Source organism: Mesorhizobium sp. FG116, assembly GCF_057809835.1.
This window is the reverse complement of record NZ_JBMDKS010000023.1, coordinates 40,641-62,001: the sequence shown is the minus strand read 5'-3', so window position 1 is coordinate 62,001 and position 21,361 is coordinate 40,641. Positions and strand designations below refer to the sequence as shown.

Sequence of the window (21,361 nt, the reverse complement as noted above, 5' to 3'; positions counted from 1 at the left end):
ACCAACGCGAATACGCGAAACGAGATTTACTCTGCCGCCGTTCCGCGCTTTGATCCGATCACTTCGGGAACTTGGGAGTCGACCGATGAAGTCATTCAAATCATTCCTCGCCGCCAGCGTCCTGACACTGGCCTTCGGCACGGCCGCGTTTGCGGCGCGCACCGACCTTGTCATCGGCATCCCGCTTGAACCGCCGCATCTCGACCCGACCGCGGGTGCCGCCGCGGCGATCGATGAAGTGCTCTATGCCAATGTGTTCGAAGGGCTGACGAGAATCGGGCCGAATGGCGAGGTGCTGCCCGATCTCGCCGAGAGCTGGACCATTTCCGACGACGGCAAGGTCTATACGTTCAAGCTGCACACCGGCGTCAAATTCCATGACGGCAGCGACTTCAACGCCGACGACGTGAAGTTCTCGCTCGACCGTGCGCGTGCCGACGATTCCGTCAATGCGCAAAAGGGCCTGTTCGCGGCCATCGACACCGTCGAGGCCGTTGATCCGGCCACCGTGAAGGTGACGCTGAAGAACCCGCAAGGCTCGTTCCTCTACAATATGGGCTGGGGCGATGCGGTGATCGTGGCCCCGGAGACGGCCGAGACCAACAAGGAAAAGCCGATCGGCACCGGCCCGTTCAAATTCGATAGCTGGGCCAAGGGCTCATCGATCAAGCTCGTCAAGGCTGACGGGTATTGGGGCGATCCCATTTTCCTCGACAAGGCCGAATTCCGCATTGTCCCGGATGCCGCGGCGGCGGTGCCGGCCCTGCTTTCGGGCGATGTGCAGGCATTCCCCTTCTTCCAGCCGGACGGTGTTTCCCAGATCGAAGGCGATCCGCGCTTCAAGGTCGTGGTTGGCTCGACGGAAGGTGAAACACTGCTTTCCATCAACAACAAGAAGCCGCCTTTCGACCAGTTGAAAGTGAGGCAGGCGATCTCCTACGCGCTCGACCGCAAGGCCATCATCGACGGCGCTTCGGCAGGGCTTGGCACGCCAATTGGCTCGCACCAGTCACCTGCCTCAAAAGCCTATATCGACCTGACGGGCGTTTATCCGCACGATGTCGCGAAGGCCAAGGAACTGCTGAAGGAAGCGGGCCTCGAAAACGGCTTCAAGGCAACGCTGAAACTGCCGCCGCCCTCCTATGCCCGCCTGGGCGGTGAAATCATTGCGTCGCAATTGCGCGAGGTTGGCATCAACCTCGAGATCATTCCGGTGGAATGGGCGCAGTGGCTCGACCAGGTGTTCAAGCAGAAGGACTACGATCTCACCATCGTCTCGCACACCGAGCCGAATGACATCGATATCTATTCGCGCAAGGACTACTACTTCAACTACGACAATCCGGCCTTCGACAAGGTGATCGCGGATTTGAACCTCACTTCCGACGAAGCCAAGCGCAACGAGCTTTTGGGCGAGGCGCAGAAGATACTGGCCAACGATGCAGTGGTGGGCTTCCTGTTCGAACTGCCCAAGGTGGGCGTGTGGGACGCCAAGCTGGAAGGCATGTGGGACAACGCACCCATTCAGGCCAACGATCTGACCAAGGTGAAGTGGGCGGAGTAGACAACTCCGCGCGAACCTCCCCATTGCGCCGCCCATGATCACCTATCTCGCCAAGCGTCTTGGCATTGCTGCCGTCACGCTGGTGCTGGCATCCCTGGTGGTGTTTGCGGTGCTGGAGATCGTGCCGGGTGACCCTGCCCGCCTGATGCTGGGCATGAACGCCAGTGATGCGCAGGTGGAGCAGTTGCGCGACCAGATGGGTCTGAATGCGCCGCTGATCGAACGCTATCTGCACTGGGTAGGCGGGCTGCTGTCGCTCGATTTCGGACGCTCCTACACCTACTCGGTTCCGGTGATCGACCTCGTGCTGGAACGCATCGTGGTATCGCTGCCGCTGGCGTTGATCGCGCTGGCGCTCTCGACCGCCATCGCCATTCCGGTCGGGCTCTACTCGGCAAGCCGGCGCGGCGCGGCAGGAGACGCGGTGGCGATGGGCGCTGCCCAGCTTGGCGTGGCTATCCCCAATTTCTGGTTCGCGCTGATGCTGGTGTACCTGTTTGCAGTGTGGCTGCGCTGGGTGCCGGCTGGCGGTTTTCCCGGTTGGGGAGCCGGCGTGTGGCCGGCGCTGAAATCGCTGCTGTTGCCGGCAATCGCGCTGGCGCTGCCGCAAGCGGCGATCCTTGCGCGGGTGACCCGCTCGGCGCTGATCGAGGTGCTGAACGAGGACTATATCCGCACGGCGCGCGCCAAGGGCATGCCTTACCGCGCGGTGTTGTGGCGACATGCGCTGCGCAATGCGCTGATCCCGGTCGTGACGATCATGGGCCTGCAGTTCGCCTTCCTGCTTGCCGGCACCATCATCATTGAAAACGTGTTCTACCTGCCGGGCCTTGGACGTCTGGTTTTCCAGGCCATTACACAGCGCGACCTGATCGTGGTGGAAAGCGTGGTGATGCTTCTGGTAGCCACAGTGATTGCCGTCAATCTTGTCGTCGATCTCACCTATGCGATCGTTGATCCGCGCCTGCGGAGCCGGTCATGAGCGTGCGGGCGCAGATGCCGGACGACGGCGTGGCGAGTTGGATCGGCAAGGCTTTTGCCAATCGTTCGTTCCTGACCGGCTTCCTCATCACACTTCTGGTGGCGGTGGTGGCGCTCGCTTCGTTCGTGTGGACGCCCTACGACGTGACCAAGCTGATCATTGCCGACAAGACGCAGGCGCCCTCGATGGCGCACTGGTTCGGCACCGACCATTTCGGGCGCGACATCCTGTCGATGATCATGGTCGGCGCGCGCAATTCGATTGCGGTTGCGCTGGTGGCTGTCGGTATCGGCATGGGCATCGGCGTTCCGCTCGGCATGTTCGCGGCGGCACGCGGCGGCTTGGTGGACGAAGCGCTGATGCGGCTGAACGATCTCGTCTTCGCCTTCCCTGCCCTGCTTTCGGCGATCATGATCACCGCCATTTTCGGACCCGGTGCGATCAACGCCATCATCGCCATCGGCATTTTCAACATTCCGGTGTTTGCGCGTGTGGGGCGCGCCGGTGCGCTGTCGATCTGGCCGCGCGAGTATATCCTGGCCGCGCGCGCGGCCGGCAAAAGCAAGACGCAGATCACGGTCGAGCACATAGTGCCCAACATCGCCAACCAGTTGCTGGTGCAAGGCACGATCCAGTTCGCGCTGGGCATATTGGCCGAGGCGGGCCTGTCCTATCTCGGGCTTGGCGCGCAACCGCCGATGCCAAGCTGGGGCCGCATGCTGTTCGACGCGCAGACGCGCATGGTGGTGGCGCCGTGGATGGCGCTGTTTCCGGGGATGGCCATCGTCATAACCGTTTTGGGTCTGAACCTTCTGGGCGACGGGATTGCCGACATTCTCGATCCGAAATCGAGGCGGCGGCGATGAGCCTGCTGGAAATCGAGAACCTGTCGCTGTCGATCGGTGAAACGCCGATCCTGAAAGGCGTCGAGTTGTCGGTCGCGCCCGGTGAAGTGATGGGACTGGTGGGCGAATCCGGTTCAGGCAAATCGATGACGGCGCTGACGGTGATGCGGCTTTTGCCGCATCTTTCGCGCATGTCCGGACGGGTGACGTTCGACGGCATCGATATCCTTTCCGCGACCGAGGACCAGATGTGCGCGCTGCGCGGCGACGACATCGGCATGGTTTTCCAGGAGCCGATGACGGCGCTCAATCCGGTCAAGACCATCGGCGAGCAGGTGGCCGAGGGTATTCGCTGGCACACGCGCGCAAGCCGCGCCGAGGCGGAGGAACGGGCGCGCAAGATACTGGACCGCGTCGGACTGCCGGAGAGCAAATTCCCGCTGTCGCGCTATCCGCACGAATTGTCCGGCGGGCAGCGCCAACGCGTGGTGATCGCCATTGCCTGCGCGCTGAAGCCGAAGCTGTTGATTGCGGATGAACCGACGACCGCGTTGGACGTGGTGTTGCAGGCGCAGGTGCTGGACCTGTTGCGAGATCTCGTGGCGGAAAACCACATGGGGCTGCTGCTGATTTCACACGACCTTGCCGTGGTGACCGAGATGGCCGACCGTATAACGATCCTGCGCCATGGCGAAGTGATGGAAGCGGGCGGTACGGTAAAAGTGCTGTCGGAACAGGTGCACCCCTACACGCGCCAGCTGACGCAAGCTTCGATGCATGTGCCGGAACGTCGGGCTAACGTCGCCGCGAGCCACGTATCGAGCGCGGATTCGGACAAGCAAGGCGCGCTGTTGGAGGTCGAGCGGCTGAGCAGGCTCTATCCGGGCCGACGGTTGTCACTTCTGCGGCGTGGTGAGCCGACACGAGCGGTGGACGACGTTTCGTTTTCGATGATGCCGGGGCAATCGGTGGCGCTGGTCGGTCGTTCGGGCTGCGGCAAGTCCACACTGGCGCGCATGGTGCTGGCTCTGGACAAGCCGACATCCGGCGAGATCCGTTTCCGCGGCGAGGAGCTGACCGGCAAGAGCGAGGCGGACCTGAAGCCGGCGCGGCGCAACATGCAGGTGGTGTTCCAGGACCCTTACGGTTCGTTCGATCCGCGCCAGAAAGTGGAACGGCTGGTGGCGGAGCCGCTGCATGTGCTCGACAGGACGCCGACGCGCGCGGAACGGCGCGAAATGGTGGCGCATGCGCTGCATGAAGTCGGCCTCGCGGAGACGGACATGGACAAGTACCCGCACGAATTCTCCGGCGGGCAGCGGCAAAGGCTGTCGATTGCGCGCGCCATCATCACGCGGCCGAAGCTGGTGGTGGCGGACGAGCCGGTTTCGGCGCTGGACGTGTCGATCCGGGCGCAGATCCTCGACCTGTTTGCCGAGCTGAATGGCAAGCTTGGCGTGGCCTACCTGTTCATCACCCACGATCTCACCGTAGCGCGCGCCATTACCGACGAGGTGATGGTGATGCATGAGGGGCGAATCGTCGAGCGCGGCAAGACCGGCGAAGTGCTCGACCATCCGCAATCTGAGGCGGCTCAAGCGCTTGTCGCGGCTGCGCCCGACCTGCACCGGGCGATTGCGCGGCGCATGCAGGAACAGGGCTGAGGACTAGTTCAGCCTTCCGGCTTCACCGCATCGACCGGGCTGATGCCGAGGATATCGAGCGTGCGGCGCAGCAGCTTGACCTCGTTTTCGGCCAAATGCCTGTCGGCCTTGGCGATCTCGGCCATGTGACGGGCGAGCAGCTTGCGCCTTTCCACGTCGAGTTCCTGAAACAGAGCCATCGCCTGCGAACCGGAGGTTTCGTAGCCGGCGTCGTTCAGGTAATCGATAACCTTGTCCATGCTTGCATCTGGAATATTGAAAGATTCCCGGCAGATACGACGAAAGGTTTCCATCTCGCTTTCACTGACCGAGCCGTCGGCCAAGATCATGCGAAACAGCATCAGGAGTTCGGCCGACAAAACCGGATCGTCGGCGACCTTGCGCACGCCCTGATCGCCATCGAAGATCGAACGTATCTGGTCCAGCAATGCAAATGCCATCGGCGCTCCCTTCCTGAAGGTGGCTCAATAGTTAGCGCACAATCGGCGTTGCGCAATCCGCCTTGCTGTGATCGAACAGATTATCTTTTCCCTCCCCCTGGACTGCCCTTTCCCTCATGTTCGAAATTGCTTCCGAAACCATCGCGTTGCTGATGTTGGCTGCTTTCGTGGCCGGATTTATCGACTCCATTGCCGGCGGCGGCGGGCTGATTGCGATACCGGCTTTGCTTTTGACGGGAATGTCGCCAGTCCATGCGCTCGGCACGAACAAATTGCAGGCGCTTTTCGGCTCGGGATCTGCAACGCTCGCCTACGCTGCCAAAGGTCACGTCAACGTGCGCGAACAACTGCCTTCGGCAATTGTGGCCGCGATCGGCAGCGCAATAGGCGCGCTAGCCGCAACGGTCGTGCCGGCCGATATTCTTGAAGCGGCGCTTCCTGTGGTGCTGATAGCAATTGCGTTGTTCTTCGCCCTCAAGCCGAGAATGAACGATATCGACCGCACCCGGCGCATGACACCGTTTTTATTTGGACTGACAGTTGTTCCGATCCTTGGCTTCTACGACGGCATTTTCGGACCGGGCACGGGCTCTTTCTACATGCTGGCTTTCGTGGCCCTTGCCGGCTACGGCGTGTTGAAGGCGACGGCGCACACCAAGATGCTCAATTTTGCGACCAATATCGGCGCGCTTATCGTCTTTGCGCTTGCAGGCGCAGTCTACTGGAAAATCGGGTTGATGATGGGTGCTGCCCAGTTCGTCGGCGCTAGGCTTGGTGCATCGCTGGCGATCAGGATCGGAGCCAAGCTGATCAAGCCACTGCTCGTCCTCATCTGCGTGGCCCTGGCGATCAAGCTGTTGTCGGACCCAACCAATCCGCTGCGTGTGGCGCTCGGCTGGTAACAGCCCGGGCTCTCAACGCGCCAGCGCGAAGATGGCGTCGCAATCGAGATGGGTTTCAAGTTCGATCGCGATCTCGTCGAGGGCGTTTTCCACCTGCGCGCGGTAGTCGATGCCTGCGCCCCTGACGCCCAGGCTTTCGAGAAACTTGGCCCGAAACTGGTCAGCGCCAAACAGTCCGTGCAGGTAGGTACCGAAGACCTTGCCGTCGGCCGACGTCGCGCCGTCCGCTATCCCGTCGATGGTTACCGCTGGGCGCTGGCCATCGGGGCCGAAGGTGCGGCCGAGATGGATTTCGTAGCCTTGCAAGGGAAGGTCGAAGACCGCCGAGCGCGCGGCGACGTTGCGCACGGTCTTTTCCGGTTCCATCACTGTTTCGACGTCGAGCAGGCCCAGTCCTTCGGCCTCCATGACGCTGCCCTCAATGCCGTCCGGATCGCGTACGATGCGTCCCAGCATCTGGAAGCCACCGCAGATGCCAACGACATGACCGCCGCGCCGGCGATGGGCGGCAAGGTCGCGGTCCCAGCCATTTTCACGGAAGCGCAGAAGATCGCCGATGGTGGATTTCGAGCCGGGAATAACCACCAGCCCGGCATCGGATGGTAGATTCTGGCCCGGCGGCACGAAGACGACTTCCACCTGCGGCTCGGCTTTCAGCGGATCGAGGTCGTCGAAATTGGCGATGCGCGAGAGCATCGGCACCGCGACCTTGAGCGCGCGCTTCTCGCCGGATGCCAGCCTCTCCAGCACCACCGAATCTTCCGAAGGCAAGCGTGCTGCTGCCTTCAACCATGGAACGACGCCGAAACAGGGCCAGCCGGTAAAGCGGTCGATGGCGGCGATGCCATCTTCGAACAGAGTGACGTCACCACGGAACTTGTTGATGAGATAGCCGACGATCATGCGCCGGTCTTCTTCCGGCAAGATGAGATGCGTGCCCGCGACCGAGGCGATCACCCCGCCCCTGTCGATGTCTCCAACCAGAACGACCGGAACATCGGCACGGGTGGCAAAGCCCATATTGGCGATGTCGCGGTCGCGCAAATTGATCTCTGCGGGCGAGCCGGCACCTTCGACAATGACCAGATCGGCGCCCTCGCCGACCTTGGCCCAGGAATCCAGAACGGCGGCCATCAAGTGCCCCTTGAGGGTCTGGTAGTCGCGGGCGCGGGCCTGGCCGAACACCTTGCCCTGCACGACGACCTGCGCGCCGACATCGGTCTGCGGCTTGAGCAGAACCGGGTTCATGTGAACGGTCGGCTCGGCTCCGCAAGCGATTGCCTGCAGCCATTGGGCGCGACCGATCTCGCCACCTCCGGGTTCTCCCGGCAGATCGGCCACGGCGGCGTTGTTCGACATGTTCTGCGGCTTGAACGGCCTGACCTTCAAGCCACGGTTCCTTGCCGCACGGCAGAGGCCGGCGACCAGCACCGTCTTGCCGACATCGGAGCCGGTGCCCTGAAGCATGATCGCCTTTGCCATGCTCAGCGCGCCCCGCCGGTTATGGTCGAGCGCTGGGCGAGCGGTCCGCCGCGCCACAAGTAGAATGCGAGCAGAGGCTCGGTTGCCGTGCGCATGGCATGGGTGACGTTAGACGCGTGATGGATAAGTTCGCCGCCTTTGCGCAAACGGAACGGCGCTTCGCCCATACGCCATTCGGCCGTTCCGGTGAGCGGAATGTAGACTTCTTCTGCGATGTGGTGATGGTCGGGATAGACGATGCCGGGTCCAAGTATCAGGAAACCGCCTGCCATGCTGTCATGCACAAAGTGGCCACGCGTGCCGAACAATTCCACCCAGCCATAATTGTCGAGAAAGTGCTGGCCGAAATCCGCCGCGGTGTAGGTTTGACCCCACCGCAATTCAGGTGCAGCCGCAGACAGTTCAGCGATGAGTTCCTGTTCACGCGCTTCGGCAATATCGGCCAGCCGCTCAAGACAGGCAACGCAGGGCAAAGTGTTCGGCGCGAGAGGTCGCGACGGCATTTGCCAATCGAAACCGGCGAGAAAATCGTCGGCGGGGCCAGAAGTGGCAACGTTTGAAAGATAGTTGCGCAACACACCCATCAGACTATCGATTTTTGTCGGCACGTGTTTTCTCGTACTTGAATTTTCGCACAACCGCTCCGCTTAAGGTCGGGTTTGCGCGCTGGCATCATTGGTCTAGATTGCTCGCCACGCATAGCCAAAAACGACATTTGCCGGGAGGGCGCCATGGATAGCGTTGCTTCAACGACGGGCGGCCAGTTCGAGCTTAACGACGACCAGCGCGCCATTCAGGAAATGGCGGAAGCCTTTGCCAACGACCGCGTTGCGCCGAATGCGCTGGACTGGGACAAGAACCGGCATTTTCCATCCGATGTGATCCGCGAGACCGGGCCGCTTGGCCTCGGCGGTATCTATGTGCGGGACGATGTCGGCGGGTCCGCGCTTGGACGGCTCGACGCGGTGCTGATTTTCGAGGCGCTGGCAAAGGCCTGCCCGGCGTTTTCCTCGTTCATATCGATCCACAACATGGCGTCTTCGATGATCGACCGCTTCGGCAACGAAGAGCAGCGCCAGCGCCTGCTGCCGAAACTGACCTCGATGGAATGGCTGGCCAGCTACTGCCTGACGGAGCCGGGTTCGGGCTCGGATGCGGCGGCGCTGAAGACGCGAGCCTCGCGTTCAGGCGGCAACGGCTCCGACTATGTTTTGAACGGCACCAAGCAATTCATTTCCGGCGCCGGGGACTCAGATGTTTACGTCGCCATGGTGCGCACCGGAGCCGATGGCCCCAAGGGTGTTTCGACCATCGTGGTGCCGAAAGATGCTCCCGGCCTTTCCTTCGGCGCGGTCGAAAACAAGATGGGCTGGCATATGCAATCCACCCGTCAGGTGATCTTCGAAGACTGCAAGGTGCCGGCGGAGAACCTGCTTTCACAGGAAGGCGACGGTTTCGGCATTGCAATGGCAGGGTTGGATGGCGGGCGGCTCAACATTGCGGCGTGTTCGCTGGGCGGTGCGCAATCGGCGCTCGACAAGGCAATCGCCTACACTGCCGAACGCAACGCATTCGGCAAGACCATCAACCAGTTCCAGGCGCTGCAATTCAGGCTGGCGGACATGGAAACGGAATTGCAGGCGGGCCGCATTTTCCTTTACACCGCCGCTTCCAAGCTGGACGCCAAGGCGCATGACGCCTCGAAATGGTCGGCGATGGCCAAGCGCTTCGTTACCGACACCGGATTTGCCGTCGCCAACGACGCGCTGCAACTGCTTGGCGGCTACGGCTATCTGCATGACTACGGCATCGAAAAACTGGTGCGCGACCTGCGCGTGCACCAGATCCTCGAGGGCACCAACGAGATCATGCGCGTCATCATCGCAAGACATCTGATCGGAAAGCAGTAGGGCCGCCCTACTCCATTCATTGCCCACACGGAGGACATCAATGACCACCATCGCCTTCATCGGCCTCGGCAACATGGGCAATCCCATGGCCGCCAACCTCGTCAAGGCGGGCCATACCGTGCTGGGTTTTGACCTCATGCCGGAAAACCTGACCGTGGCGCGCGAGCATGGCGTGACGGTGATGGCCAGCGCGGTTGCGGCAGTGAAGGACGCCGATGTGGTGATAACCATGCTGCCGGCCGGCAAGCATGTGCTTTCGGTCTATGAGGATATCGCGCCCAAGGCCAAGCAAGGCGCGCTGTTCATCGATTCCTCCACCATCGACGTGGACTCGGCGCGCAAGGCGCACGCGATCGCCGCCAAGAGCGGCGTTGCCTCGGTCGATGCGCCGGTTTCCGGCGGCACGGGCGGGGCTGCGGCCGGCACGCTGACCTTCATGGCCGGCGGCAGCGACGAAGCATTTGCAAAGGCCGAACCGATCCTGAAGCCGATGGCCGGCCGCATCGTGCATTGCGGCGGCGATGGCGCAGGCCAGGCCGCGAAGATCTGTAACAACATGATCCTCGGCATCTCGATGATCGGCGTCGCCGAAGCCTTCGTGCTGGGCGAAAAGCTCGGTCTTTCCCATCAGGCGTTGTTCGACGTCGCCTCGACCTCATCCGGCCAATGCTGGTCGCTGACCTCCTACTGCCCGGTGCCCGGGCCGGTACCCGCCTCACCCGCCAACCGCGACTACAAGCCGGGCTTTGCCGCGGCGCTGATGCTGAAGGACCTCAAGCTTTCGCAGGAAGCGGCACAGGGCGCGGGCGCGGTGACGCCGCTGGGCGCCGAGGCGGCGCAGCTTTACGCTCTGTTCAACGCGCAAGGCGGTGCAGGCGCGGACTTTTCCGGCATCATCAATTTCCTGCGCGGCAAGTGATGCTTATGCGCTGAGCGTGCGGCGGACAGCCTCGCGCCAGCCTTTAAGCTTGCCGGCGCGCGTCGCCGCATCCATTTCCGGTTTGAAGCGGTGGTCGAGTGCCCAGGATTTGGCGAATTGCGCCGCCTTCGGCCACACGCCTGCCTTCGAGCCGGCCAGCCATGCCGCGCCAAGCGCCGTTGTTTCCAGAATGGTCGGCCGGTCAACCGGTGCATCCAGAATGTCGGCAAGCCGCTGCATGGTCCAGTCGGACGCGACCATGCCGCCGTCCACGCGCAGGACCGTCTTGCCGTTGCCGTTCTTCCAGTCCTTGCGCATGGCATCCAGAAGGTCGCGTGTCTGGAACGCCACGGACTCCAATGTGGCGCGGGCGAACTCAGCCGGACCGGAATTGCGCGTGAGGCCATAGATCGCGCCGCGTGCCTCGGCATCCCAGTGCGGCGCGCCAAGGCCGACAAAGGCCGGCACGAGATAGACCGACTGGGTCGGATCAGCCTCCGCCGCCATCTTGCCGGTTTCGCTGGCCTTGCCGATGATCTTCAGACCATCGCGCAGCCATTGCACCGCAGCGCCGGCGATGAAGATCGATCCTTCGAGCGCGTAGGTCGTCTTGCCGTTCAGCCGGTAGGCAATGGTGGTGAGCAGCCGGTTCTTCGAACGCACCATGTCGCTGCCGGTGTTGAGCAGCGCAAAGCAGCCGGTGCCGTAGGTGGATTTCATCATGCCCGGCTGGAAACAGGCCTGGCCAATGGTCGCGGCCTGCTGGTCGCCGGCAACGCCAAAGATTCTTATGCCGGCCCCGAAAAGCTTCTCGTCCGTTACGCCAAAATCATCGGCGCAATCCTTCACCTGCGGCAGCATCGCGGCCGGAATGTTCAGGATGCGGAGAAGCTCGGCGTCCCATTCATTCTTTTCGATGTTGTAGACGAGCGTGCGCGACGCGTTGGTGGCGTCGGTCGCATGGACCTTGCCGCCGGTAAGACGCCAGATCAGGAAGCAATCGATGGTGCCGGCCAGCAACTCGCCCTTTTCGGCGCGCTTGCGGGCGCCCTTCACCTTGTCCAGCATCCAGGCGATCTTGGTGCCGGAGAAATAGGGATCGAGCAGCAGGCCCGTCTTCTTGCTGAACTTCGGCTCAAGGCCTTGCTTCTTGAGCTTTGCGCATAGCGGCGCGGTGCGACGATCCTGCCAGACGATGGCATTGTGGATAGGCTTGCCGGTCGCCTTGTCCCAGATGACCACGGTTTCGCGCTGGTTGGTGATGCCGATGGCGGCGATGTCGGCGGCGCTGCAATCGGCCTTCTTCAAGGCGGCCTTCACCGTTGACACGACGCTGGCCCAAATCTCTTCCGGATCATGTTCGACCCAGCCGGAAGCCGGATAGTGCTGCGCGAACTCCTTCTGGCCGACACCGGCAACCTTCATGCCTGCATCGAAGACGATGGCGCGGCTGGATGTGGTGCCCTGGTCGATGGCAAGGATATGGCCGCTCATGCTTCCTCCGCGAAAACCGCTCTGCTCTCAAACGGCATGGTCGGCCAGGATGGCTTTTTGCCGATCGACCGGTATATCGACCAATCGGTAATTGCCAAAATCCGCCATGCCAAGCCGCCGCAAGCCCCTGTTGTGGTCAAGACCGAGGATCAGCCTGTATTTGCTGCCGTCGATGCCTGTCAGATCATAAAGGCATTCATAGTGGATTGTCGGTTGCCGCCGCATTGAATGACTTTGGCAACTGATTTCGCCGACCTGCGCGACCGAATTTTGCGTCAACGGCTTTTGATTGTCGTCGTCGCCCCACGCGTCGAGCGACGTGTTCATCGCAAAGGAAACGTGCAGCAAGCCTTCGAGATCGGAACGCGACGGCTTGTTCCATCCGAACAGCCAGACGGCACCGAGGAAGCCGACAGCAGCCACGAAGGCAACAATCGACCAAGGGCCGCCACGGAAAACCTTTCGGATCGCCGCGCTCGGCATCCCGCCTCCCAAGGATCTGGCAAATCAAGACAGATGAGAGCCGGCGGAAACCCGCCGGCTCTCTTTTCTCAGATGCCGCTTACTTCTGCCAGCTCTTCACCAGCTCGTCGTAGTTGACGGTAATCGGCTTTTCCTTCTCGTTCTCGATCTTCAGCTGCGGAGCGAGGTTGCCCTTGGCCACCGCATCTGCGTTCCAGTAGGCGAGATCATGCTCTTCGGCCATTTTCGGGCCGATATCGCCCTGCACGCCCGCCCTTTCGAGGCGTTCCATGACCTTTTCCTGCTCTGCGCAGAGCGAGTCCATGGCCTCCTGCGCCGTCTTGGCGCCGGAAGAAGCGTCACCGATTGCCTGCCACCAAAGCTGTGCCAGCTTCGGATAGTCAGGGATATTCGTGCCCGTCGGCGACCACTGGATGCGAGCCGGCGAACGATAGAACTCGACCAGACCGCCGAGCTTCGGTGCCCGTTCGGTGAAGCTCTTGTGGTCAATCGTGGACTGACGAATGAGCGTCAGGCCTACATGGCTTTTCTTCACGTCGACGGTTTTCGAGGTCACGAACTGCGCGTAGAGCCAGGCGGCCTTGGCGCGGTCTTCGGGGGTGGACTTCATCAGCGTCCAGGAACCCACGTCCTGATAGCCCAGCTTCATGCCGTCCTTCCAGTAGACGCCATGCGGCGATGGGGCAAAGCGCCACTTCGGCGTGCCGTCGGCGTTGACCACCGGTAGGCCATCCTTGACGAAACTGGCGGTGAAGGCGGTGTAGGTGAACATCTGCTGAGCGATGTTACCTTGCGCCGGCACAGGACCGGATTCGGAGAACGTCATGCCCTGAGCTTCGGCCGGCGCGTAGGCCTTCAGCCAGTCGAGATATTTCTGGATGGAATACACCGCAGCCGGGCCGTTGGTATCGCCACCGCGGGCAACGCAGGAGCCGACGGGGCGCGAGTTTTCATCGACCTTGATACCCCATTCGTCGACCGGCAGGCCGTTCGGAATGCCTTTGTCCCCGTTACCTGCCATCGACAGCCAGGCATCGGTGAACCGCCAGCCAAGCGACGGATCCTTCTTGCCGTAGTCCATGTGGCCATAGACTTTCTTGCCGTCGATCTCGCGGCCGGTGAAGAACTCGGCGATGTCCTCATAGGCCGACCAATTGACCGGAACGCCGAGATCGTAGCCGTACTTCGTCTTGAAATCGGCCTTGTTCTTCTCGTCGTTGAACCAATCATAACGGAACCAGTAGAGGTTCGCGAACTGCTGGTCGGGAAGCTGGTACAGCTTCTTGTCCGGTGCGGTGGTGAAGGATGTCCCGATGAAATCGGCAAGGTCGAGGTTCGGATTGGTGACGTCCTTACCTTCGTTGGCCATCCAGTCGGTCAGGTTGCGCACCTGCTGGTAGCGCCAGTGCGTACCGATCAGGTCCGAGTCGTTGACCCAGCCGTCATAGAGATTTTCTCCGGTTTGCATCTGGGTCTGGATTTTCTCGACGACGTCGCCTTCCTGGATCAGGTCATGCGTCAGCTTGATGCCCGTAATGGCGCTGAAGGCTGGCGCCAGAACCTTCGATTCATAGCTATGCGTGTCGATGGTTTCGGAGACGACCTTGATCTCCATGCCGGCAAACGGCTTGGCGGCGTCGATGAACCACTGCATCTCAGCTTCCTGAGCCGCCCTATCCAGAGTAGAAAGATCTCCTATCTCCTTGTCCAGAAAGGCTTTTGCCTCATCCATGCCAGCGAAGGCATTGCCTACGCCAAACAAGAGGACAAGGGCGGTAGTCGATGTTAAAAGCTGCCGTCGCATAAGTTTCCTCCTCAATAAGGTTGCAGTTGCGATCGGAGCGGTCGCCGGCACGCGGCCGCTCCAACAATTTCTCCCTCTATACGTAGCGAAACACCGCAATGGCGTAGACCACGGAGAGAGCGAGAGCCCACCACAGGCCGGGCCCAACAAGGCCAAGCCAAGCGAGATGGATAAAGGCGCTGCCGAGCAGCGAAACAAAAAGGCGGTCGCCGCGCGTCGTCTCGAAACGCAATATTCCGACGCGGGGATGGCCACCGGGCGATGCGTATTCCCAAACGGCCATCAGCGACAACAATGCAAGAATGGTCAAGAAGAAGGCGGCGGTAGGGAAAGTCCATGCCATCCATCCGCCTGCCACAAGCGGCGCAAACCAGTCGCGCACGCCATCCTTGAGCGGAACGGCGGACACGAGCAGCCCCACTGCAATCAGGAACACGACCACGACAATGGCAAGCGCAGTCCGCCAGCGGTGCGATCCAGCCATCATACCCTCCCCAGGGCAAAGCCCTTGGCAATGTAGTTGCGCACAAACCAGATCACGAGCGCGCCGGGGATGAGGGTGAGCACGCCGGCTGCCGCCAGCAAGCCCCAGTCCATACCGGCAGCGGAAACGGTCCTGGTCATGACGGCGGCGATCGGCTTGGCATCGGTCGTCGTCAAAGTGCGGGCGATCAGCAGTTCAACCCACGAGAACATGAAGCAGAAGAAGCAGGCGACGCCGATGCCGCTTGCGATGAGCGGCATGAAAATCTTTACGAAGAAGCGCGGGAACGAATAGCCGTCGATATAGGCCGTTTCGTCGATCTCCTTAGGCACGCCCGACATGAAACCTTCGAGAATCCAGACCGCCAAAGGCACGTTGAAAAGGCAGTGAGCCAAGGCGACCGCGATGTGCGTATCAATGAGACCGAAAGCCGAATAAAGCTGGAAGAACGGCAGCGCAAAGACCGCCGGCGGCGCCATGCGGTTTGTCAGCAGCCAGAAGAACAGGTGCTTGTCGCCCAAGAAGCGATAGCGTGAAAACGCATAAGCTGCAGGCAGCGCCACGGCGACCGAAATCACCGTATTCATAACCACATAGGTGATCGAGTTGATGTAACCCGAGTACCAGGACGCGTCGGTGAAAATCACGACATAATTGCGCAGCGTCGGCTGATGCGGATAAAGCGTCAGCGACGATACGATCTCGGTGTTGGTCTTGAAGCTCATGTTGATGAGCCAGTAGATCGGCAGCATCAGGAAGACGATATAAAGGGTGGGCACGACCCACCACCATTTCGACTCGACGCCGCGCTTGCGCATGAGACGGGCGACCGCCTCCTGCGAAACTTCGCTGGCGGCTTTGCTGCCGATAGCGGCCCCGCTCATTGCGCCCCGTTCCGTTCTTTCGTTTGCGCCCGCCATGTCAGCGCTCCGCGTCGTAGTTGGTCATGACGGTGTAGAACACCCACGACAACAGGAGGATGATGAGGAAGTAGACAAGCGACATCGCCGCCGCAGGCCCGAGATCAAACTGGCCGAGCGCCGTCTTGACGAGATCGATCGACAGGAAGGTGGTCGAATTGCCCGGCCCACCGCCGGTGACGACGAACGGCTCGGTGTAGATCATGAAGCTGTCCATGAAGCGCAGCAGCACGGCGATGAGCAGGACACGCTGCATCTTCGGCAACTGGATGTAGCGGAACACCGACCAGCGCGAGGCGCCATCGATCTTGGCAGCCTGATAGAAGGCGTCGGGGATCGAAACCAAGCCAGCATAGCAGAGCAGGACGACGAGGCTTGTCCAATGCCAGACATCCATGATGATAACCGTCACCCAGGCATCGAACGGGTCCTGGACGTAGTTGTAGTCGAACCCCAGCGCATTGACGACATAGCCGAGCAGGCCGATGTCGTTGCGCCCGAACACTTGCCAGATGGTGCCGACAACGTTCCACGGAATGAGCAAGGGCAGTGCCATCAGGACCAGACAGACCGGCACGCCCCAACCCTTCTTGGGCATGTTGAGCGCGATGAAGATGCCGAGCGGCACTTCGATTGCGAGGATAATGAAGGAAAAGATCAGGTTGCGGCCCATCGCCTGCCAGAAGCGGTCCGAGGCAAGCAATTCCTCGAACCACTCGGTGCCGGCCCAGAAGAACTGGTTGTTACCGAAGGTATCCTGCATGGAATAGTTCACGACGGTCATCAACGGGATGATGGCCGAGAACGCGACCAGCACCAGCACAGGCAGGACGAGAAGCCAGGCTTTGTTGTTCCAGGTCTTGTCCATGTCAGGCCCCCATCTCGACACGCCAGGAGTCGGCATAGACGTTAATGCCCGCAGGCTCGAAACTCACCTTGGCGTCGGCAGGTATCTCGTCATCCTCACCGATAATGGCCGCGATATCGCGCCCCTCAAGCTTTGCACGGATGACTTTATGCCGGCCAACATCCTCGACCTTGGTGATGGATACAGGCATGCCACTGGAGCCGATGCGAACATATTCAGGGCGCACGCCAAGCTCGATCGAGCCTTCCGCCGACTTCAGGGCGCCCGGCAACTGGATCGACTGCGAACCCAGCCTGGCGACCTTGCCTTCCACCTTCACGGGCATGACGTTCATGCCCGGCGATCCGATGAAGTAGCCGACAAAAGTGTGGCGCGGCCTTTCGAACAGTTCGGCCGGCGTGCCGATCTGCACGATCTCGCCGTCATACATGACGACGACGCGCTCTGCGAAAGTCAGAGCCTCGGTCTGGTCGTGGGTGACGTAGACCATGGTGTAGCCAAAGCGCCGGTGAAGTTGCTTCAACTGTGAGCGCAAAACCCACTTCATGTGCGGGTCAATGACGGTGAGCGGCTCATCGAACAAAATGGCGTTGACGTCGGAACGAACAAGACCGCGGCCGAGCGATATCTTCTGCTTCTGGTCTGCAGTAAGGCCCCTCGCCTTGCGCCCGGCCCAACTGGCCAGATCGGTCATCTCCAAAGTCTCGCGCACCTTGCGATCGACGTCGGCTTCCGGAACGCCGCGGTTGCGCAGCGGAAAGGCCAGATTGTCGTACACCGTCATGGTGTCGTAGATGACCGGGAACTGGAACACCTGGGCAATGTTGCGTTCCTGCGTGGACAGGTTGGTCACGTCCTTGCCGTTGAACAGCAACTGGCCGTGCGAGGGCCGCAGCAGGCCGGAAATGATGTTGAGCAGCGTGGTCTTGCCGCAACCGGAAGGGCCAAGCAGGGCGTAAGCGCCGCCGTCTTCAAAGGTGTGATGCACTTCCTTCAACGCAAAGTCGGAATCCTTGCGCGGATCGGCCAGGTAGGAATGGCGGATGTGGTTGACGTCGATGCGTGCCATCTCCAGCCCTCCTACGCTGCCATGCTCGGTGCGGAGACCGCACGGCCGTTGCCATCGAACACCATGATGTGGCGCGGGTCGATGAACACCTCGACCTCGTCGTCTGTCTCGTAATGGCGGATGCCGTGGGTGAGCATGACCCAGCGAACATCGGCGAAATCGAGATGGATGAAGCTTTCCGAGCCGGTGATTTCGGTGATGGAAACCTTGGCGCGGACCGGAACCGAACCCGCATTCGAGCGATCAAGAGAAAGATGGTGGGGTTGAAAGCCGATCGTGTAATTGCCGTCGGCTATACCAACGAGGTCGGTTGGCACTGGGAGGTTAACCCCACCATCAAGGAGAAGATGCTTGCCCTTCTTGGCAAGCACGATTGTGTTCAGCGGGGGATCGGCAAAGGTCTTCGCCGTGACCAGATCGACCGGCCTGCGGAAGACTTCGACGGTTGGGCCGAACTGGGTCACCCTACCCTGCGACAGCGTTGCCGTGTTGCCGCCAAGCAGGAGCGCTTCATGCGGCTCGGTCGTCGCATAGACGAAGATGGTTCCCGCTTCCGCGAATATCTTCGGCAGTTCTTCGCGCAATTCCTCGCGCAGCTTGTAGTCCAGATTGGCAAGCGGTTCGTCGAGCAGAACGAGGCTGGCGTTCTTGACGATGGCGCGCGCCAGCGCAGTGCGCTGTTGCTGGCCGCCGGAAAGGTTTAGCGGCGTGCGGTCGAGATAGGGCGTGAGCTTGAGCAGGTCGGCAGCCTTGCGGACCTCGCGGTCGATACTGGCCTTGTCGATGCCGGCAACGCGCAAGGGCGAAGCGATGTTCTCGTATACGGTCATTGCCGGATAGTTGATGAACTGCTGGTAGACCATGGCGACGTTGCGCTTCTGGACGCGAACGCCGGTCACGTCCTTGCCGTCGAACCAGATGGAACCGGAAGTGGGAACATCGAGCCCGGCCATGAGGCGCATGAGGCTGGTCTTGCCCGACAGCGTCGGTCCGAGCAGGACGTTCAACGAACCATGATTGAGCGTCAACGAGATGTCGGCAATGTGGGTGTCTGCCCCCACAACCTTCGAGACATTTCTCAGTTCCAGCATATGCCCTCTCGTGCCTCCCTTATTCCGCCGCCGCCGAATGTCTCCTGGTAAGGCCCTGTATGAATGTATCGAGCACGTCGACCTGCTCAGGGGTAAGATGCAGGCCACGCTTGGTTCTGCGCCACAGCACGTCTTCCGCCGTCATCGCCCACTCGTTGGCCACAAGGTAGCGGACTTCAGCCTCGTAGAGGTCCGCACCGAAATAGCGGCCGAGATCGGCGATGGATTTGGCCTGGCCGAGCAAGATGACTGCCCGCGTTCCATAAAGGCGCATCAACCGCTTGGCATGGTGCGGGGTGAGGAATGGGTAGGCGTAGCTCAGCTTCGCGACTTCGGTATCGAAGTTCGTCGCCGGAAAATCGCCGCCCGGTAGCGGTGCGACCGCCGTCCACGGCTTGCCGCGCTTGCCGAGAAAGCCTTCGATCTTTTCCAGCATCGCCTCTGAAAGCCGGCGATAGGTGGTGATCTTGCCGCCAAACGCATTGAGAAGCGGCGCACCGCCTTCCTCGGCCTTCAAAACGTAGTCTCGGGTCGCCTCCTGCGCCTTGGACGCGCCGTCATCATAGAGCGGACGCACCGCCGAATAGGTCCAGACAATGTCTTCGCGCTTGACCGGCTCGGCGAAATACTCGCTTGCCGCGGCGCACAGATAGTCGATCTCGGCGTCACTTATCTTCACGTCGTGCGGATCGCCGGGATAATCCTGGTCCGTGGTGCCGATCAGCGTGAAATCTTCCTCATAAGGTATGGCGAAGATGATGCGGCCGTCCTTGTTCTGGAAGAAATAGGCGCGTGGATCATCGAACTTCTTCGGCACGACGATGTGGCTGCCCCGAACGAGGCGCACGTTGTGGACATCGTTGCGGCCGAACGCTTCGGTAAGGACGTGATCGACCCAAGGTCCGGCTGCGTTGACCAGCAAGCGGGCCGTGACCTCCTCGCGAGCGCCGGTGTGGGTATCCTCAAGGGTCACGGTCCAGGTCTTGTCGTCGCGGCGCGCGGAAACGACCTTGGTCCGCACGCGGATATCGGCACCCTTGTCGGCGGCATCACGGGCGTTCAAGGCAACCAGCCGGGCATCGTTGACCCAGCCGTCCGAATACTCGAACGCCTTTGAAAACAAGCGCTTCAACGGCTTGCCTGATGGGTCGGTATGCATGTCGAGCGTTTTCGTGGCGGGCAAGAGCTTGCGGCCGCCAATGTGATCGTAGAGGAACAGGCCGAGCCTGAGCAGCCATGCCGGTCGCAGTCCCTCGGCATAGGGCAGCACGAAACGCATCGGCCAGATGATGTGCGGCGCATTGCGCCACAACACCTCGCGCTCCATCAGCGCCTCGCGAACCAGCCGGAACTCGTAGAACTCGAGGTAGCGCAGACCGCCGTGGATGAGCTTGGTCGAACCGGACGAGGTTCCGCTGGCAAGGTCGTTCATTTCGGCCAGAAGAACGGAAAAGCCTCGCCCGACAGCGTCGCGGGCTATGCCGCATCCATTGATGCCGCCGCCGATGATGACAATGTCATGGATCGCGGTTTCGCCCACGAAAATCTCCGAGATTTCGTCGCCCGGTACAAATCATCATTTCGAAATCAAATCGAGATTATTTCGAAACAATAACGAATGTCAAACGACGTTTCGGAGATAATTTTGAGCGTCCACACTCAGGTGCGGTTGGTGGTCTCGATCAATTGAACTTCGGTTTCCTCACAGATGCGGCGCACGGCGGGAATATCGCAGCGATCGGTGATGAAGGTGTTGACCTGCGACAGGTGACCGATGCGCACCGGGGCGGTCCGCTCGAACTTGGTGCTGTCGGAAACCAGGATCACATGCCGGGCATTGGCGATGATGGCCTGGGCCACCTTTACCTCGCGAAAATCGAAGTCGAGGAGCGCGCCATCATGGTCGATGGCTGACGCGCCGATCACGGCGTAATCGACCTTGAACTGCTTGATGAAGTCGACCGCCGCCTCACCGACGACGCCACCGTCCGAGCCGCGAACCACGCCACCGGCGATGACAACTTCTATCGAAGGATAAACCCGCATCCTGTTGGCAACATTGATGTTATTGGTAATGACCATCAGGCCGGAGTGATCGAGAAGCGCGTTGCTGACCGCCTCGGTCGTGGTGCCGATATTGATGAACAGGGAGGCGCTGTCCGGGATCAGGCGCGCAGCCGCCTTGCCGATCGCTTCCTTCTCATCGGCGGCAATCTTGCGCCGCGCCTCGTATTCCATGTTCTCGATGCCGGAAGGAAACAGCGCACCGCCGTGGATGCGGCTCAGCAGGCGTTGATCGCACAGATCGTTGAGATCCTTGCGGATGGTCTGGGGCGTAACCGAGAAATGCGCGGCCAGATCATCGACCAGTACCCTGCCCTTGTCCTTGGCCATCTGGATGATTTCGGCATGGCGGGGCGGAAGGTACATGGCTCGTCCT

At 61.0% G+C, this 21,361-nt stretch carries 20 protein-coding genes; 7 read left to right on the top strand and 13 right to left on the bottom strand.

Annotation, left to right across the window (positions count from 1 at the left end; genetic code table 11):
- Positions 1-85 precede the first annotated feature (85 nt).
- Genes ACODTY_RS17590 through ACODTY_RS17575 form a run of 4 tightly spaced genes read left to right on the top strand, consistent with a single transcriptional unit; the run spans position 86 to position 5,055 of the window.
- Complete coding sequence (locus tag ACODTY_RS17590) at positions 86-1,564, top strand: ABC transporter substrate-binding protein (protein WP_488995502.1); 1,479 nt, start codon at positions 86-88, stop codon at positions 1,562-1,564.
- A gap of 34 nt (positions 1,565-1,598) precedes the next feature.
- Positions 1,599-2,546: an ABC transporter permease gene (locus tag ACODTY_RS17585; protein WP_488995501.1), complete on the top strand. Its 948-nt coding sequence runs from the start codon at positions 1,599-1,601 to the stop codon at positions 2,544-2,546.
- Complete coding sequence (locus ACODTY_RS17580; protein WP_488995500.1) at positions 2,543-3,412, top strand: ABC transporter permease; 870 nt, start codon at positions 2,543-2,545, stop codon at positions 3,410-3,412. The genes ACODTY_RS17585 and ACODTY_RS17580 overlap by 4 nt, the downstream gene beginning before the upstream one ends.
- Positions 3,409-5,055 carry an ABC transporter ATP-binding protein gene (locus ACODTY_RS17575; protein WP_488995499.1) on the top strand — a complete coding sequence of 549 codons (1,647 nt, stop codon included), beginning with the start codon at positions 3,409-3,411 and terminating at the stop codon, positions 5,053-5,055. Before ACODTY_RS17580 ends, ACODTY_RS17575 begins: the two co-directional genes overlap by 4 nt.
- Positions 5,056-5,063: 8 nt before the next feature.
- Here ACODTY_RS17575 and ACODTY_RS17570 read toward each other — a convergent pair whose 3' ends face one another.
- Positions 5,064-5,495, bottom strand: a complete 432-nt coding sequence (locus tag ACODTY_RS17570; RefSeq protein WP_488995498.1) for a tellurite resistance TerB family protein — start codon at positions 5,493-5,495, stop codon at positions 5,064-5,066.
- 116 nt (positions 5,496-5,611) lie between these two features.
- Between ACODTY_RS17570 and ACODTY_RS17565 the strand changes: the two genes are divergently transcribed.
- A complete protein-coding gene (locus ACODTY_RS17565) occupies positions 5,612-6,397 on the top strand; it encodes a TSUP family transporter (protein ID WP_488995497.1) in 786 nt (261 codons plus the stop codon).
- Between the two features lie 12 nt (positions 6,398-6,409).
- On the opposite strand, the gene ACODTY_RS17560 is transcribed toward ACODTY_RS17565, so the two are convergent.
- Together ACODTY_RS17560 and ACODTY_RS17555 are read right to left on the bottom strand one after the other, a co-directional pair.
- On the bottom strand, positions 6,410-7,879 hold the full coding sequence (locus tag ACODTY_RS17560) for a cobyric acid synthase (RefSeq protein ID WP_488995496.1): 1,470 nt from the start codon (positions 7,877-7,879) through the stop codon (positions 6,410-6,412).
- Between the two features lie 2 nt (positions 7,880-7,881).
- Positions 7,882-8,487 (bottom strand): dimethylsulfonioproprionate lyase family protein, encoded by a 606-nt coding sequence (locus ACODTY_RS17555; RefSeq protein WP_488995495.1) that lies wholly within the window; start codon positions 8,485-8,487, stop codon positions 7,882-7,884.
- Positions 8,488-8,610: 123 nt separating this feature from the next.
- Here ACODTY_RS17555 and ACODTY_RS17550 point away from each other — a divergent pair, with 123 nt between their 5' ends.
- Together ACODTY_RS17550 and mmsB are read left to right on the top strand one after the other, a co-directional pair.
- Positions 8,611-9,789, top strand: coding sequence for an isobutyryl-CoA dehydrogenase (locus ACODTY_RS17550; RefSeq protein ID WP_488995494.1), 1,179 nt, complete (start codon positions 8,611-8,613; stop codon positions 9,787-9,789).
- Positions 9,790-9,808: 19 nt separating this feature from the next.
- Positions 9,809-10,708, top strand: coding sequence for a 3-hydroxyisobutyrate dehydrogenase (gene mmsB / locus ACODTY_RS17545; RefSeq protein ID WP_488995493.1), 900 nt, complete (start codon positions 9,809-9,811; stop codon positions 10,706-10,708).
- Between the two features lie 3 nt (positions 10,709-10,711).
- Here the strand turns inward: mmsB and glpK are convergent, their stop codons facing one another.
- From glpK to ACODTY_RS17495, 10 genes are all read right to left on the bottom strand, one after another.
- On the bottom strand, positions 10,712-12,202 hold the full coding sequence (glpK, locus tag ACODTY_RS17540; protein WP_488995492.1) for a glycerol kinase GlpK: 1,491 nt from the start codon (positions 12,200-12,202) through the stop codon (positions 10,712-10,714).
- 27 nt (positions 12,203-12,229) lie between these two features.
- Entirely contained in the window at positions 12,230-12,685 is a 456-nt protein-coding gene (locus ACODTY_RS17535; RefSeq protein ID WP_488995491.1) for a hypothetical protein, read from the bottom strand.
- A 79-nt stretch (positions 12,686-12,764) separates the two neighbouring features.
- The gene (locus ACODTY_RS17530; protein ID WP_488995490.1) at positions 12,765-14,489 is read right to left on the bottom strand and encodes an ABC transporter substrate-binding protein; all 1,725 of its coding nucleotides are present in this window, start codon (positions 14,487-14,489) and stop codon (positions 12,765-12,767) included.
- Positions 14,490-14,565: 76 nt separating this feature from the next.
- Positions 14,566-14,973, bottom strand: a complete 408-nt coding sequence (locus ACODTY_RS17525; protein WP_488995489.1) for a DUF2160 domain-containing protein — start codon at positions 14,971-14,973, stop codon at positions 14,566-14,568.
- Positions 14,973-15,893 carry a carbohydrate ABC transporter permease gene (locus ACODTY_RS17520; RefSeq protein ID WP_488995488.1) on the bottom strand — a complete coding sequence of 307 codons (921 nt, stop codon included), beginning with the start codon at positions 15,891-15,893 and terminating at the stop codon, positions 14,973-14,975. The genes ACODTY_RS17525 and ACODTY_RS17520 overlap by 1 nt, the downstream gene beginning before the upstream one ends.
- Position 15,894: 1 nt before the next feature.
- A complete protein-coding gene (locus ACODTY_RS17515) occupies positions 15,895-16,761 on the bottom strand; it encodes a carbohydrate ABC transporter permease (protein ID WP_488995487.1) in 867 nt (288 codons plus the stop codon).
- Position 16,762: 1 nt separating this feature from the next.
- On the bottom strand, positions 16,763-17,830 hold the full coding sequence (locus ACODTY_RS17510) for an ABC transporter ATP-binding protein (RefSeq protein ID WP_488995486.1): 1,068 nt from the start codon (positions 17,828-17,830) through the stop codon (positions 16,763-16,765).
- An 11-nt stretch (positions 17,831-17,841) separates the two neighbouring features.
- Positions 17,842-18,921, bottom strand: a complete 1,080-nt coding sequence (locus ACODTY_RS17505) for an ABC transporter ATP-binding protein (protein WP_056244586.1) — start codon at positions 18,919-18,921, stop codon at positions 17,842-17,844.
- Between the two features lie 19 nt (positions 18,922-18,940).
- Positions 18,941-20,461, bottom strand: a complete 1,521-nt coding sequence (gene glpD, locus ACODTY_RS17500) for a glycerol-3-phosphate dehydrogenase (RefSeq protein ID WP_488995485.1) — start codon at positions 20,459-20,461, stop codon at positions 18,941-18,943.
- 119 nt (positions 20,462-20,580) lie between these two features.
- Complete coding sequence (locus ACODTY_RS17495) at positions 20,581-21,351, bottom strand: DeoR/GlpR family DNA-binding transcription regulator (protein ID WP_488995484.1); 771 nt, start codon at positions 21,349-21,351, stop codon at positions 20,581-20,583.
- Positions 21,352-21,361: the final 10 nt, after the last annotated feature.

Bases quoted from the DNA above. Each gene is read 5' to 3' on its own strand.
- ACODTY_RS17590 (WP_488995502.1), top strand. From the start codon at position 86: ATGAAGTCATTCAAATCATTCCTCGCCGCCAGCGTCCTGACACTGGCC.
- ACODTY_RS17585 (WP_488995501.1), top strand. From the start codon at position 1,599: ATGATCACCTATCTCGCCAAGCGTCTTGGCATTGCTGCCGTCACGCTG.
- ACODTY_RS17580 (WP_488995500.1), top strand. From the start codon at position 2,543: ATGAGCGTGCGGGCGCAGATGCCGGACGACGGCGTGGCGAGTTGGATC.
- ACODTY_RS17575 (WP_488995499.1), top strand. From the start codon at position 3,409: ATGAGCCTGCTGGAAATCGAGAACCTGTCGCTGTCGATCGGTGAAACG.
- ACODTY_RS17570 (WP_488995498.1), bottom strand. From the start codon at position 5,495: ATGGCATTTGCATTGCTGGACCAGATACGTTCGATCTTCGATGGCGAT.
- ACODTY_RS17565 (WP_488995497.1), top strand. From the start codon at position 5,612: ATGTTCGAAATTGCTTCCGAAACCATCGCGTTGCTGATGTTGGCTGCT.
- ACODTY_RS17560 (WP_488995496.1), bottom strand. From the start codon at position 7,879: ATGGCAAAGGCGATCATGCTTCAGGGCACCGGCTCCGATGTCGGCAAG.
- ACODTY_RS17550 (WP_488995494.1), top strand. From the start codon at position 8,611: ATGGATAGCGTTGCTTCAACGACGGGCGGCCAGTTCGAGCTTAACGAC.
- glpK (WP_488995492.1), bottom strand. From the start codon at position 12,202: ATGAGCGGCCATATCCTTGCCATCGACCAGGGCACCACATCCAGCCGC.
- ACODTY_RS17535 (WP_488995491.1), bottom strand. From the start codon at position 12,685: ATGCCGAGCGCGGCGATCCGAAAGGTTTTCCGTGGCGGCCCTTGGTCG.
- ACODTY_RS17530 (WP_488995490.1), bottom strand. From the start codon at position 14,489: ATGCGACGGCAGCTTTTAACATCGACTACCGCCCTTGTCCTCTTGTTT.
- ACODTY_RS17525 (WP_488995489.1), bottom strand. From the start codon at position 14,973: ATGGCTGGATCGCACCGCTGGCGGACTGCGCTTGCCATTGTCGTGGTC.
- ACODTY_RS17520 (WP_488995488.1), bottom strand. From the start codon at position 15,893: ATGGCGGGCGCAAACGAAAGAACGGAACGGGGCGCAATGAGCGGGGCC.
- ACODTY_RS17515 (WP_488995487.1), bottom strand. From the start codon at position 16,761: ATGGACAAGACCTGGAACAACAAAGCCTGGCTTCTCGTCCTGCCTGTG.
- ACODTY_RS17510 (WP_488995486.1), bottom strand. From the start codon at position 17,830: ATGGCACGCATCGACGTCAACCACATCCGCCATTCCTACCTGGCCGAT.
- ACODTY_RS17505 (WP_056244586.1), bottom strand. From the start codon at position 18,921: ATGCTGGAACTGAGAAATGTCTCGAAGGTTGTGGGGGCAGACACCCAC.
- ACODTY_RS17495 (WP_488995484.1), bottom strand. From the start codon at position 21,351: ATGTACCTTCCGCCCCGCCATGCCGAAATCATCCAGATGGCCAAGGAC.